7 protein-coding genes are annotated in these 14441 nt (G+C 70.7%); 6 read left to right on the top strand and 1 reads right to left on the bottom strand.

The window, feature by feature from the left end; translation table 11 throughout:
• Nucleotides 1-306: 306 nt before the first annotated feature.
• From ACGFIB_RS24515 to ACGFIB_RS24495, 5 genes are all read left to right on the top strand, one after another.
• Complete coding sequence (locus ACGFIB_RS24515) at nucleotides 307-999, top strand: phosphoribosylanthranilate isomerase (RefSeq protein WP_142574586.1); 693 nt, start codon at nucleotides 307-309, stop codon at nucleotides 997-999.
• Nucleotides 996-1691: a uracil phosphoribosyltransferase gene (gene upp / locus ACGFIB_RS24510; protein ID WP_393375178.1), complete on the top strand. Its 696-nt coding sequence runs from the start codon at nucleotides 996-998 to the stop codon at nucleotides 1689-1691. The genes ACGFIB_RS24515 and upp overlap by 4 nt, the downstream gene beginning before the upstream one ends.
• A 237-nt stretch (nucleotides 1692-1928) precedes the next feature.
• A complete protein-coding gene (locus ACGFIB_RS24505) occupies nucleotides 1929-6026 on the top strand; it encodes an amino acid adenylation domain-containing protein (protein WP_393375176.1) in 4098 nt (1365 codons plus the stop codon).
• Nucleotides 6027-6035: 9 nt separating this feature from the next.
• The gene (locus ACGFIB_RS24500; protein WP_142574588.1) at nucleotides 6036-6977 is read left to right on the top strand and encodes a pseudouridine-5'-phosphate glycosidase; all 942 of its coding nucleotides are present in this window, start codon (nucleotides 6036-6038) and stop codon (nucleotides 6975-6977) included.
• A gap of 179 nt (nucleotides 6978-7156) precedes the next feature.
• Complete coding sequence (locus ACGFIB_RS24495; RefSeq protein WP_393375174.1) at nucleotides 7157-9091, top strand: adenylyl cyclase; 1935 nt, start codon at nucleotides 7157-7159, stop codon at nucleotides 9089-9091.
• Here the strand turns inward: ACGFIB_RS24495 and ACGFIB_RS24490 are convergent.
• Nucleotides 9076-10341, bottom strand: a complete 1266-nt coding sequence (locus ACGFIB_RS24490) for an MFS transporter (protein ID WP_393375172.1) — start codon at nucleotides 10339-10341, stop codon at nucleotides 9076-9078. The two genes, ACGFIB_RS24495 and ACGFIB_RS24490, sit on opposite strands and share 16 nt — an antisense overlap.
• Nucleotides 10342-10493: 152 nt before the next feature.
• Between ACGFIB_RS24490 and ACGFIB_RS24485 the strand changes: the two genes are divergently transcribed.
• Nucleotides 10494-14150: a hydantoinase B/oxoprolinase family protein gene (locus ACGFIB_RS24485; protein WP_393375170.1), complete on the top strand. Its 3657-nt coding sequence runs from the start codon at nucleotides 10494-10496 to the stop codon at nucleotides 14148-14150.
• The last annotated feature ends 291 nt before the right edge of the window (nucleotides 14151-14441 follow it).

The following is a 14441-nucleotide window of genomic DNA, read 5'->3' as shown; positions in this document are numbered from 1 at the left end:
GGACGGGCCGTTTCTCGATAGGGGTCGTAAGGGGTTGCCGGCCGTCTCTTCCGCGTCCCGCCCAGGGCCACCCGAAAAGTCCAAAGGTGTCACGGATCGTCCTGACATGCTGTGGGGCCGCTAGGGGTTGTGGGAGAAGCCCGCCACCGCGAATTCTGAATGAGCCGCGCAGGCCGAAGTATTCGCGCCGTTGCGAATTCCATCTTAAAAGGCCGCACTGTCGCAGGCTGCTCAATGCCATTTCGTGGCCGATTGCAATTCGTTTCCGACCGAGGCCGCTCAGGCCGGTTCGAAAGGCGGGTCAACATGCAGGGACTGATTCAGGTGGCAGGGGTCATCGACCAGGCCGAGGCGGATCTGATCCGCGAGGAGGGCGCTGACTGGCTGGGCTTCGCCCTGCGGTTGCCGGCGAAGAACGAGGACCTGTCCGAGGCGGACGCCGCGGCGATCGTCAAGGAGATCCAGCCGGAGCACAGGGGCGTCGTGATCACCTACCTGACCGACGCCGAGGAGATCAAGACCTTCTGCGAGGAGCTGGGCGTCACCGCGATCCAGCTGCACGGCGACGTGACGGGCGAGGAGCTGCGGAAGCTGCGGCGGATCGCCCCCGACCTGTACGTGCTCAAGAGCCTCGTGGTCAAGCAGGACAACCTCGACGAGCTGACCACGATCGTGGACGAGGCGGCCGAGTGGGTCGACATGTTCATCACCGACACCTTCAACCCGGCCACCGGTGCCAAGGGCGCCACCGGACTGCTGCACGACTGGTCGATCAGCGCGGAGCTGGTCCGGATCTCGCCCAAGCCGCTGATGCTCGCCGGTGGGCTGAACCCGGACAACGTCGCCGCCGCCATCACCGAGGTCCGGCCGGCCGCGGTCGACGCGCACACAGGCCTTGAGGACCCGGTGACCCGCCGCAAGGACCGGACGAAGGTGCGCAAGTTCGTCCAGGAGGCCCGAAGGGCCTTCGCCGAGCTGGAGCGGGGTGCGAAGGCATGACCATCACGGCGACGCCGCCGGCCGGCATCACGAACGAGACCACGAACGGCACCGTGCATCTGCTGCCGCAGACCCGGCAGCTGCGGGCGCTGCACACGATCATCCGCGATCGGAACTGCGACCTGGAGCGCTTCGTCACCACGTCGGGCCGGATCATCCGCCAGCTCGTCGAAACGGCCCTGGACCTCCTGCCCTTCGAGCCGTCCGGCGTGCAGACCCCGGTGGGGCAGACCTACCACGGCCTGCGGCCGGCCAAGCCGATCTGCGGGGTGCCCGTCGTGCGCGCCGGAGAGAGCATGGAGCACGAGCTGCGGGCGATGTCGCCGGGAGTGCGGATCGGCAAGATCCTCATCCAGCGGGACAAGGTCACGAAACTGCCACGGCTGTACTACTCCGCGCTGCCCGCGGACATCGACCGGCACAGCGTGCTGCTGCTGGACCCGATGCTGGCCACCGGCGGGACCGCGCTGGCCGCCATCGAGGTGCTGCTCGCCCACGGGGTCGCGGAGGACGACATCGTCTTCGTCACCCTGCTGTCGGCGCCGGAGGGCATCGACGCGGTCCACGCGCGTCACCCGAACCTGCGGATCGTGACCTCGGCAATCGAGGAACGGCTGAACGAGAACGCCTACATGATCCCCGGCATCGGCGACTTCGGCGACCGCTACTTCGGCACGGACGTCCCGCGTTGACGCCTCCCCTCCCTGCGGGGAGGGGACTCCAACCGTCGCCGGCCAGATCTTTCTTTCCTGTTCCACCGGCGACAGCCCCGGGACGACAGGCTTCACGTCCCGTCGGCCCGGCGGGCCCGACCGGCCTGCGGCTCAGCCCAGGCCGGTCACCCCGCGGGTGAGCGCGGGAAACGGATGACGGCGTCCGAGGGCCGTGGCTTCCCAGTAACCCTTGTCCGTCCATCGCAGGGGGAGGAAATGATCACCACTCCAGTCTCTGAAGCGAGGCGGGAATCACCCGAGGACACCTGTCTTCCCGATCTGCTCGACGCCCAGGCCCGGTCGCGCCCCGACGACACGGCGGTCGTCTGCGGAGAGCGGCGGCTGACCTTCCGCGAGCTCGCGGAGGGCGGCGCGGCCCTCGGCGGGCATCTGCGGGAGCTCGGCGTGGACCTCGACGAATGTGTGGGGCTCTTCGTGGAGCCGTCGATCGACCTCATGGTCGGCGTGTGGGGAATCCTGCGGGCCGGCGGCGCCTACCTGCCGCTGTCCCCCGAATACCCGGAAGAGCGCCTCCGCTACATGATCGAGGACGCCGGCGTGCGCGTCGTCGTCACCCAGGACGAGCTCGTGGACAGGCTGACCGGGCTGGCGCCCGCCGGGACGCGGATCGTCACCCTGAAGGACGCGGAAGGGTTCGCGGGGTCGCCCGGAGGCGACCGCCACTCCGATCGCCACCCGGGCCTGCGCCCCGGCAACCTCGCGTACGTCATCTACACCTCCGGCAGCACCGGCAAGCCGAAGGGAGTGATGATCGAGCACCGCAGCATCGTCAGCCAGATGCGGTGGCTGCACGCCGGCTACGGGATCGACCAGGACAAGGTCATCGTGCAGAAGACGCCGATGAGCTTCGACGCGGCGCAGTGGGAGATCCTCGCGCCGGTCTGCGGCTCAGTGGTCGTCGTGGGCCCGCCCGGGGTCTACCGGGACGCCGAGCGGCTGATCGACGTCATCAGGACCCACGGGGTCACCACGCTGCAGTGCGTTCCGACGCTGCTGACGGCGCTGCTGGACACCGAGGAACTGCAGAGCTGCGCCTCGCTCACGCAGGTCTTCACCGGCGGCGAGGTCCTGTCCAAGGTGCTGGCGACGAGCTTCTTCGACAGCATGCCCGGGTGCGCGCTGATCAACCTGTACGGCCCCACCGAGTGCACGATCAACTCGTCGGCGTACACCGTGGACCCGGCGACCGTCGACGAGGGCCCGAACGCGATCTCGATCGGGGCGCCGGTCGACCACACCGACTACCACATCCTCGACCTGGCCGGGACGCCGGCGGCCGTCGGCGAGATCGGCGAGCTGTTCATCGGAGGCGTCCAGGTCGCCCGCGGCTACCTGCACAGGCCCGAGCTGACCGCCGAGCGGTTCGTCGGCAGTCCGCTCGGCGAGGGCAGGCTGTTCAAGACCGGCGACCTCGCGTACTGGAACGCCGACGGCACCGTCCAGTTCGTGGGCCGCGCGGACAACCAGGTCAAGCTGCGGGGGTTCCGGGTCGAGCTGGACGAGATCAAGCTGGCCATCGAGACCCACGAGTGGGTCAAGCACGCGGCGGTCATCGTCAAGGACGACCCGCGCACAGGGTTCCAGAACCTGATCGCCTGCGTGGAGCTGAATCCCAAGGAAGCGGCGCTGATGGACCAGGGCAACCACGGCGCCCACCACCAGTCCAAGACGAGCCGGCTCCAGGTCAGGGCGCAGCTGTCCAACGCCGGGGTCCGCGACGCCGCGGAGCTCGACGGCAGGCCGGTGATCGACCTGCCCGGCACGCAGGCGACCGCGCGGCAGCGCGGGCTGGCGTTCGCCCGCAAGACCTACCGGTTCTACGAGGGCGGGGAGGTCGGCCGGGGCGACATCCTGAAGCTGCTGGCCAGGAAGGCCGAGGGCGCGCACTCCCGCGGTCTCGACGCCGTCGGCCTGGAGGATCTCGGCGAGATCCTGCGCTACCTCGGTCCGCACCTCAGCGAGGAACGCCTGCTGCCGAAGTACGCCTACGCCTCGCCGGGGGCGCTGTACGCGACGCAGCTCTACCTGGAGATCGACGGGATCGGCGACCTCCGGCCGGGTTTCTACTACCACCACCCCGTGCATCACCGGCTCGTGCTGGTCGGGCCGGCCGCCGGGGGAGCGGAGCCTCGGGTGAGGCTGCACTTCGTCGGCAAGAAGCGGGCGATCGAACCGGTCTACAAGAACAACATCCGCGAGGTCCTGGAGATCGAGACCGGTCACATGGTCGGCCTTTTCGAGGAGGTGCTGCCCGACTACGGCCTGGACATCAGGCCGGTGGAGTACGCACCGGCCACGAAGGACCACCTGGACTGCGCCGCCGAGGACTACTACCTCGGCACCTTCGAGCTGATCCCGTACGCGGGGCCGCGCCAGGACGAGGTCGACCTCTACGTCCAGTCGCATCCCGGAAAGATCGCCGACCTGCGGGCCGGCCAGTACGCCTACGAGAACGGGCGGCTGCGGCTGATCTCCGACGAGCTCATCCTCAAGAAACATGTCATCGCGATCAACCAGCAGGTCTACGACCGGTCGAGCCTCGGGATCTCGGTGGTCAGCAGGAACACCGAGGACTGGCTGCACTACATCGACCTGGGCCGCACGCTGCAGCACCTGTCGATGAACGACGTCAACATCGGGTTCATGTCGTCCGGATACAGCTCCAAGTCCGGCGACGACCTGCCCTCGGCCCGCCGGATCGACGGCATCCTCCGCTCCAACGGCCGGCCCACCGGCCCGTCCTACTTCTTCATCGGCGGCCGCGTGAGCGACGAGCAGCGGCTGAGCGAGGGGATGAAGGAGGACTCGGTCCACATGAAGGGACCGGCGGAGATGATCAGGGACGACCTGATCAACTTCCTGCCGGACTACATGATCCCGAACAAGGTCGTCGTGCTGGACCGGCTCCCGTTCACGGCGAACGGGAAGATCGACGTCAGAGGACTGGCCGAGTCCGACGCGACGAACGTGGACAACGCCGACCGGCCGTACATCGCGCCGCGGACGACGACCGAGCGCCGGATCGCCGAGCTGTGGAAGAAGGCGATGAAGCGGGAGACCGTCTCGGTGGAGGACGACTTCTTCGCCTCCGGCGGCAACTCGCTCATCGCCGTCGGGCTGATCAACAAGATCAACCGGGAGTTCTGCGCCTCGCTGCCCCTCCAGGTGCTGTTCGAGTGCCCCACGATCGACAAGCTCGCCCGGCGGGTGGACGGAACCGAGTCCGAGGCGTGCTCCCGGCTCGTGCCGCTGCAGCGGGAGGGCGCGGGCCGGCCCGTCTACTGCTGGCCTGGCCTCGGCGGCTACACGATGAACCTGCGCACGCTGGCCGCGAGAATGGGCACCACCCAGCCCTTCTACGGGGTCCAGGCGTACGGGATCAACCCCGAGGAGGTGCCGTACGCGACCATCGGCGAGATGGCGGCCGAGGACGTCAAGGCGATCCGGCGGCTGCAGCCGTCCGGCCCCTACACGCTGTGGGGATACTCGTTCGGCGCGCGCGTCGCGTTCGAAGCCGCCTACCAGCTGGAGCGGGCCGGTGAGCGGGTGGAGCACCTCTTCCTGATCGCACCGGGCTCGCCGAAGGTCCATCAGGAGGGCACGTCCGAGCACGAGCGCGAGGCCGGTTTCGGCAACAGGGCGTACGTGACGATCCTCTTCTCGGTCTTCGCCGGCACGATCACGGGGCCGCTGCTCGAACGGTGCCTGGCCGAGGCCGTGGACGAGGAGAGTTTCGCCGCCTTCATCCACCGCAACTTCCCCGACCTGGACATCGACCTCGTACGCCGGATCATGCGGGTGGTGGGCGAGACCTTCGAGTTCAGCTACACCTTCCGCGAGCTGGCCCGGCGGCGGATCCAGGCGCCGATCACCATCTTCAAGGCCAGGGGCGACGACTACTCGTTCCTGGAGAACAGCGGCGGCTACTCGGCGACGGCCCCCGTCGTCGCCGACCTGGAAGCCGATCACTACGGCCTGCTCAGGGAACCGGAGATCGACGAGCTGGTCGCAGCCATCAGGGATCGTCTCGGGACGCACAGTAAGGAGATCATCATGCCGCACGTCAGCATCAAGCACTTCCCGGTCCCCCTCACCGAGCAGCAGCACTCCGACCTGGTCGCCGCGGTGACCAAGGCGATGACGAGCGCCTTCGGCTGCGAGGAGGGCTCGGTGTCGATCATCCTGGAGCCGGTCGCGAAGGAGCAGTGGGACGAGAAGGTCTACATCCCGGAGATCCTCAACCAGAAGCACAAGCTGAACAAGCTGCCGAACTACGGCCCGGCTGCGAACTGAGGGGCGACGATGACCCGGGAGCATGGGCGCGTCCCGCTGGTTTACAGCGAGGAGGTCGCGGACGCACTCGCCGAGGGGCGGCCGGTGGTGGCACTGGAGTCGAACGTCATCACCCACGGCCTGCCCTATCCGGACAACGCCGCGACCGCGCGGAAGGTCGAGGACGCGGTCCGGGCGGGCGGCGCGATCCCGGCCACGATCTGCGTCGAGGGCGGTCAGATCAAGGTCGGGATGACGGACGAGGACGTCGAGCGGTTCGCCTCGACGTCCGGCATCCCCAAGGTCAGCAGCCGGGACCTGCCGGTGGTCCTGGCCCAGGGCGGGCTCGGCGCGCTGACGGTGGCCAGCTCGGTGGTGGCGGCCGAGCTGGCCGGAATCCCGTTCTTCTCGTCGGCCGGCATCGGCGGCGTCCACCGGGGCGCGGAGAAGACGATGGACGTCTCCTCCGACCTGATCCAGTTCACCCGGTCGAAGGTGGCCGTCGTCTGCGCCGGGGCCAAGAGCATCCTCGACCTGAACCTGACGATGGAGTATCTGGAGACCCACTGCGTGCCGGTGGTGTCGTACCGGTCGGACGACTTCCCCGCGTTCTACTGCGTCTCCAGCGGCATCCGCAGCCCGCAGCGGCTGGACGACGAGCAGGTGATCGCGCGGGCGGTGGACAACCACTGGGCGCTCGGCAACAACAGCTCGTTCCTGATCACCACGCCGGTGCGGGAGGAGGACGCGATCGACGCGTCCGAGGTGGACGCGGCCATCACCGGCGCGATGGCCGCCGCCGAGCGGGACGGCGTTCGCGGCAACGCGATCACCAAGTATCTGATGCGCGCCGTGGACGCGGCCACCGAGGGCCGCTCGTCCAGGGCGAACATGTCCGTGCTCGTCAGCACGGCGGAGGTCGGGGGGCGTCTGGCCGCCGCCTACGCGCGGTATGTCAGGGAGACCGCCTGATCCGAGCGCTGCACCGCCCCGGAGCCCGTCCGCTCCGGGGCGGTTCGGCGTTCCGAGGGAGCCTTATCCCGAAATCCCGAAAAATCAAGGGATAGCGCCGGCGCGGTTCGCGCGATACAAACAAGCCACCGTGTGAGAGCGCTCTCTCGGCCGGGTACGCAGCGGAAAGGACGAACCGTATGACGATCCAGGCTCCTGGCTCTGGGAGTCCCCCGAGGCGGCGCTCCGGCCGCCGGTTGATCGGCCGGGCGTTCACGTTCGGTCTCGTGCTGACGACCGCCGTCCTGACGGCGGGAACGACGGCCGCCACCGCCGCACCGCCCCCCGCCCACGGGAACCCTGGAAATCCCGGAAACCCCGGAAACCCCGACCTCGGGCCCGGCGTCACCGTCTTCGACCCGAGCATGCCGGTCGACCAGATCCAGGCCACTCTCGACGCGGCGCACACGGCGCAGGTCGACAACGAGATGGGCGCCGAGCGGCACGCCTACCTCTTCAAGCCCGGCACGTACGGCACCGCCGAGCACCCGCTGCAGATCAAGGTCGGCTACTACACCGAGATCGCCGGTCTCGGCGCCTCGCCCACCGACGTCGTCATCAACGGCAAGGTCGAGGTCTACAACCGCTGCCTGGAGAACGACGGCACCGGCAACTGCCTGGCGCTCGTCAACTTCTGGCGCACGCTGTCGAACCTGTCGATCGACATCGACGCCGCGGGCCAGGACGGCTGCCGCCAGACGGCGAACTTCTGGGCCGTCTCCCAGGCGGTCTCCATGCGCCGCCTCAACGTCACCGGCGGCACCCTGTCGCTGATGGACTACTGCACCGCCGGCCCGCAGTACGCGAGCGGGGGCTTCATCGCCGACTCCCGCCTGCCGTCCGTCACCAACGGTTCGCAGCAGCAGTGGCTGACCCGCAACACCGAGGTCGCCGGGTGGTCCAACGCCGTGTGGAACCAGGTCTTCTCGGGCGTCGTCGGCGCGCCGGACGAGTCCGGGTTCCCGAACCCGCCCTACACCACGGTGGAGAACACCCCCGTCAGCCGGGAGAAGCCCTACCTGTACGCCGACGCGCAGGGCAGGCTCAACGTCCGCGTGCCCGCCGCGAGGAAGAACACGCGCGGCGTCTCGTGGGCGGACGGCATGACGCCGGGCCGCACGGTGCCGCTGTCGGACTTCTACGTCGCGAAGCCGTCCGACTCGGTGCAGGCCATAAACAGCCAGCTCGCGCGGGGCAGGAATCTGCTGCTCACGCCCGGCGTGTACGACATCGCGCGGAGCATCGAGGTCAAGCGGCCGGACACGGTGGTGCTCGGTCTCGGGCACGCCACGCTCACCGCCGTAGGCGGCACGATCCCGCTCGACGTCGCCGACGTCCCCGGCGTGGTCGTCGCGGGAGTCAGCGTGGACGCGGGTCTCCAGACGTCCCCCGTCCTGCTGCGGGTGGGCAAGGAGCACGGCGAGCACGGCGAGCACGGTCACCGGACCCCGGCGGACAACCCGACGACCCTGTCCGACGTGTACTTCCGGGTCGGCGGCCCGCACGTCGGCAAGACCGAGACCGCTCTCGAGGTCAACAGCGACAACGTGCTCATCGACCACACCTGGGTGTGGCGCGCCGACCACGGCGTCGAGGGCTTCACCGACACGCAGCGCTGGAACACCAACGTCGGCCGTTACGGCGTCATCGTCAACGGCGACCACGTGACGGCGACCGGCCTGTTCGTCGAGCACTTCCAGCGCTACAACACGGTCTGGAACGGCGAGGACGGCACGACGATCCTCTACCAGAACGAGCTGCCGTACGACCCGCCGACGCAGGCCGACTGGATGAACGGATCCGTGGAGGGCTACGCCGGCTACAAGGTCGGCGACCGCGTGAACAGGCACAACCTCTACGGCGCGGGCGTCTACGTCTTCAACCGGAACAACCCGCAGATCCACACCGAGAACGGCTTCGAGGTGCCGCAGGCCCCGGGCGTGCGGCTGCACCACATCATGACGGTCAACCTCGACGCCGGGACGATCGACCACGTCGTCAACGGCGTCGGCGACGCGGCCGACACGACCAAGGTCGGCGCGCCGCAGTTCGTCACGGACTACCCGGCCGAGTAGTCACCCGCGTGCGCCGGGATCCCCGGATTCCGGCGCACGGCGGCGGTCGCCGCCGCGACGGCGGGCACCAGGATGACCGCCGCCGCGACGTTGACCGCGTGGAAGCCGCCGGCGGCGAGGATCGGCCCGGCCAGCGCGGCCGCGGCGGCGCCCGCGTAGTTCATGCCGGCGTCGGTGGCGCCCTGCAGCGGCACCCGGACATGGTCGGCGGCGGTGCCCGCGAGCAGCGCGGACGCGGAGATCACCGACGCCGACCAGCCCAGGCCGAGGACGGTCAGCGCGAGCGCGGTGAGGGCGCTGCCCTCCGCGGCGGAGGCGGCCACGAACCCGAGCGCGACGGCCGTCGCGAGCATCAGCATCCCGGCGCACGCCATGCGGACCGCGCCGAGCCGGTCGGTCAGCCAGCCGAAGACCGGGCTGAGGGCGTACATGCCGAGCACGTGCACGCTGATCACCACGCCCACCAGCTGCAGTGACATGCCGTGGTGCTGCATGTGCAGCGGCGTCATCACCATAACCATGACCATCATCGCGTGCGCCACCGCGACGAGCACGACCGCGAACCGCGCCGCCGGGTCGGCCGCCGCCCAGCGCAGCGCCGCCACCGCTCCCACCGCCTGGCCTGTGTCCACATCGCCGGTAACCGGCGCGGACGACCGTGCGCCGGGCCGGAGGAACACCGCCACCACCACGCCCGCCAGGGCGAAGGACACGACCGACAGCACGTAGGGACCGGTGAGGCCGGGCAGCCCGAGCCACCGGCCGAACCGGTCGGCCACCTCGCTGAGGTTGGGCCCGGCCACGGACCCGATCGTGGTGGCCCAGATGACGATGGACATCGCCCTGGCCCGGGCGCCGGGAGCCGCGCCGTCCGCGGCGGCGTACCGGGACTGCAGGTTCACCGCCTGCCCGACGCCGAACAAGGCAAGCCCGGCCAGCAGCACGACGAGCTGTGCGACGACGGCGGCCCCGACGATCAACGCCCCGCCGAGCACGGCGATCGCGTACCCGAGGGCGAGTGAACGGCGCCGTCCGTGCCGGGCCGCGACGCCGGCCAGCGGCACCGCGGCGACCGCCGCGCCGAGCACGCTCGCGGCCTGTCCGAGCCCCGCGAGGGACGTGCCGCCGAAGCGCTCCAGGAGCAGCCCGCCCACCGCGATGCCGGAGGCGACCGCGACGCCGCCGAGCAGGTTGCCGACGACGAGGGCGCCGACGATCCCACCGCGCTTCACACTCCGCTCGGACAGCACAGCCGCAACCACCTTCGCGTCACGCCCGGTCCGGAGTGATCCGGAAAACGACACCTGATGATATGTCCGGCGTCAGGTGCTGCGTCTCCCTATTTGAAGCCGGGGCGTGCGGCCCTGATACAAGGGAGATACGGGCGCGCGGAGGGGGTCCTATGCCTGGTGACCGGTGGCAGTTCTGGGTGGACCGCGGCGGGACGTTCACCGACGTCGTCGCCCGGCGCCCGGACGGGCGGCTGGTGACGCGCAAGCTCCTGTCGGAGAACCCGGCCCGCTACCCCGACGCGGCGGTGGCGGGCATCCGCTCCCTGCTGGAGGTCCCCGCGGGCGAGCCGATCCCGGTCGAGCGGATCGAGTCGGTGCGGATGGGCACCACGGTCGCCACCAACGCCCTGCTGGAGCGCCGGGGCGAGCGCACGGCGCTGGTGATCACCAAGGGGTTCGGCGACGCGCTGCGCATCGGCTACCAGAACCGCCCGCGCATCTTCGACCGGCGGATCGTGCTGCCGGAGATGCTGTACGAGCGTGTGGCCGAGGTGGACGAGCGGATCACCGCCGACGGCACGGTGCTCCGGCCGCCCGACCTCGAAGGGCTCGCGCCGCGGCTGCGGCGGCTGCGCGAGGACGGCGTCCGGGCGGTCGCGGTGGTCTGCCTGCACAGCCACCTGCACCCGGCGCACGAACGGGCGATCGGGAGCCTGGCCAGGCGCACGGGCTTCACGCAGGTGTCCTGCTCCAGCGAGGTCAGCCCGCTGATGAAGCTGGTGCCGCGCGCGGACACCACCGTGGCCGACGCCTACCTCTCTCCCGTCCTGCGCCGGTACGTCGAGGCGGTGGCCGGGCAACTGCCCGGCGTACGGCTGATGTTCATGCAGTCGAACGGCGGGCTGGCGGAGGCCGGGCGCTTCCGCGGCAAGGACGCGGTCCTGTCCGGCCCGGCCGGCGGCATCGTCGGCATGGCGCGCATGTCCCGGCTGGCCGGTCTCGACAAGGTGATCGGCTTCGACATGGGCGGCACCTCGACCGACGTGTCCCACTACGCGGGCGCGTACGAGCGGGTGGTCCAGACGCAGGTGGCGGGCGTACGGCTGTCCGCGCCGATGATCGCCGTCCACACGGTGGCGGCGGGCGGCGGGTCCGTCCTGCGTTTCGACGGCGGGCGATACCGGGTCGGCCCGGACTCCGCGGGCGCCGACCCCGGCCCGGCCTGTTACCGCAACGGCGGCCCGCTGTGCCTCACGGACGCCAACGTGATGCTCGGCCGCATCCAGCCCGGCCACTTTCCCGAGGTCTTCGGCCCGGACGGCGACCTGCCGCTGGCCGTGGACGAGGTGCGGCGGCGGTTCGCGGAGACGGCCGCGGACATCCGCGGGCGCACCGGCGACCAGCGCGGTCCCGAGCAGGTCGCCGAGGGCTACCTGCGGGTCGCGGTCGAGAACATCGCGAACGCGATCAAGCAGATCTCCGTGCGGAAGGGCCGTGACGTCACCGAATACGCCCTCACCACGTTCGGCGGGGCCGGCGGGCAGCACGCCTGCGCGGTGGCCGACGCGCTCGGCGTCCGCACCGTGCTGGTGCCGCCGATGGCGGGCGTGCTGTCCGCGCTGGGCATCGGGCTGGCCGACACGACCGTGCTGCGGGAGCAGTCGGTCGAGGCCCGGCTGGAGCCCGCCACGACGCGGCGCCTGACCGGCCTCGCCGACTCCCTGGAGGCGGCGGCCCGCCGCGCCCTGCTGGACGAGGGGGTGCAGGACGAGGGGGTAGCGGACAGGCGGATCCGGGTGACCCGGCGGGTGCGGCTGCGTTACGACGGCACCGACACGTCGCTGCAGGTGGACCTGGCCGCGACGGACGCGATGGTGACGGCGTTCGAGACCGCCCACCTGCGGACGTACTCCTTCCTCATGGACCGGCCGCTGGTCGCGGAGGCGGTCTCCGTTGAGGCGGTGGGCCTGACCGAGCAGCCCGACCTTTCCGGCCTCGCCTCCGGATCCGCTGGCGAGGCGCGGACGGCGATCACCGTGCCGATGTACACCGTGCCGATGTACACCGTGCGGATGTACACCGGCGGCGCGTGGCGCGAGGTGCCGCTCTACCGGCGGGAACGGCTGCGCCCCGGCGACACGCTCGGCGGCCCGGCGATCGTGGCAGAGGCCGACGCGACCACCGTCGTCGACGACGGCTGGCGGGCCGGGGTGACCGCGTACGGGCACCTGCTCCTGGAACGGGTGCGGGAACGTCCCCGGGCCGCCGGCGTGACCACCGAGGCCGATCCCGTGCTGCTGGAGGTCTTCAACAACCTCTTCATGTCCGTCGCCGAACAGATGGGCGCCCGGCTGGAGGCCACCGCGCAGTCGGTGAACATCCGGGAGCGGCTCGACTTCTCCTGCGCGCTGTTCGACTCCGGCGGCGACCTCGTCGCCAACGCGCCGCACATCCCGGTGCACCTCGGGTCGATGGGCGCGAGCGTCAAGGAGGTGATCCGCCGCCGGGGCGACGGGATGCGGCCCGGCGACGTGTACGCGATCAACGACCCCTACCACGGCGGCACCCACCTGCCGGACATCACGGTCGTCACGCCCGTCTTCGACGGCGCGGGCCGGGAGATCCTGTTCTTCGTGGCCTCGCGCGGACACCACGCGGAGATCGGCGGGCTGACGCCCGGCTCGATGCCCGCGGGGAGCCGGAGCGTACGGGAGGAGGGCGTGCTGTTCGACTGCCGGCTGCTGGCGGACCGTGACGGCCTGCGCGAGAAGGAGACGCTGCGGCTGCTCACCGAGGGGCCGTACCCGTCCAGGGACCCCGCGACGAACCTGGCCGACCTGCGCGCGCAGATCGCCGCGAACGTCAAGGGCGTCGAGGAGGCCGGCGCGATGATCGGTCACTTCGGCCTCGACGTCGTGCGGGCCTACATGCGGCACGTGCAGGACAACGCCGAGAGCGCGGTCCGCGCGGTGATCGACGCCCTCGGAGAGGGCCGCTACCGCTACGAGATGGACTCCGGCGCCGTGATCTCGGTGGGCGTCTCGGCGGACCGCACCCGCCGCACCGCGACGATCGACTTCACCGGCACCTCGCCCCAGCTCGGCACCAACCTCAACGCGCCGTCCGCCGTGGTCACCGCCGCCGTGCTGTACGTCTTCCGCACCCTGGTGGCCGACGAGATCCCGCTCAACGACGGCTGCCTGCGGCCCCTGCGCATCGTCGTGCCGGAGGGGTCGATGCTGGCCCCGGCGTACCCCGCGGCCGTGGTCGCCGGCAACGTCGAGACCTCGCAGGCGATCACCGGGGCGATCTACGCGGCGCTGGGCGTGCAGGCCGAGGGGTCGGGGACGATGAACAACGTCAGCTTCGGCGACGAACGGCGGCAGTACTACGAGACCGTCGCCTCGGGGTCCGGCGCGGGAGACGGCTTCGACGGGGCGGCGGCGGTGCAGACCCACATGACGAACTCCCGGCTGACCGACCCCGAGGTGCTGGAATGGCGGTTCCCCGTGCTGCTTGAGGAGTTCGCCGTCCGGCGCGGCAGCGGAGGAGCCGGACGGTGGCGCGGCGGGGACGGGGCCGTGCGCCGCATCCGGTTCCGTGCGCCGATGACGGTCAGCGTGCTGTCCGGCCACCGCCGGGTGCCGCCGTACGGCATGGCCGGCGGCGCCCCCGGCGCGCTGGGCGTCAACCGGGTGCGGCGCGCGGACGGAAACGTCGTCCACCTGGCGGGATGCGACTCGGTCGAGGTCGAGCCGGGCGACGTGCTGGAGATCGAGACGCCCGGCGGCGGGGGCTACGGGCCCCCGGAGGGCGGCCACTCCTGACGCGCTCCCTCGATGTGGGCTCCGCCCTCCTCGGCCTTCGCGGCGAGGAGGGCGGGCTTCCAGCGCATTCGCCGTTACCACACCGGGCGGCTTTTTCTGGCGATGAGCCGCGGGGTTCGCGCCTGACGCGGCAGGCGCTTGCTCAGGAGTCTTTCATCCGGCCCGCACGGCCGGGTGCAAGGCGGTTCCATGACCGCTCCAAGAATCGCCGGCCACAGCGTCAGCCGACCGTGCCGTTCAGGCGGAACACGGTGGGAGAGGGGTGGCCCGACCGCCGAGGGTCGAATGAAA

Origin of the sequence: Microbispora bryophytorum (genome assembly GCF_043197435.1) — a bacterium.
Lineage (GTDB): Bacteria > Actinomycetota > Actinomycetes > Streptosporangiales > Streptosporangiaceae > Microbispora > Microbispora bryophytorum.
This window is presented reverse-complemented; position numbering and strand designations above follow the sequence as displayed.

What these genes read in the sequence shown, in the direction of transcription:
- ACGFIB_RS24505 (WP_393375176.1), top strand. Translation starts at nt 1,929, where the DNA reads ATGATCACCACTCCAGTCTCTGAAGCGAGGCGGGAATCACCCGAGGAC.
- ACGFIB_RS24500 (WP_142574588.1), top strand. Translation starts at nt 6,036, where the DNA reads ATGACCCGGGAGCATGGGCGCGTCCCGCTGGTTTACAGCGAGGAGGTC.
- ACGFIB_RS24515 (WP_142574586.1), top strand. Translation starts at nt 307, where the DNA reads ATGCAGGGACTGATTCAGGTGGCAGGGGTCATCGACCAGGCCGAGGCG.
- ACGFIB_RS24495 (WP_393375174.1), top strand. Translation starts at nt 7,157, where the DNA reads ATGACGATCCAGGCTCCTGGCTCTGGGAGTCCCCCGAGGCGGCGCTCC.
- ACGFIB_RS24485 (WP_393375170.1), top strand. Translation starts at nt 10,494, where the DNA reads ATGCCTGGTGACCGGTGGCAGTTCTGGGTGGACCGCGGCGGGACGTTC.
- upp (WP_393375178.1), top strand. Translation starts at nt 996, where the DNA reads ATGACCATCACGGCGACGCCGCCGGCCGGCATCACGAACGAGACCACG.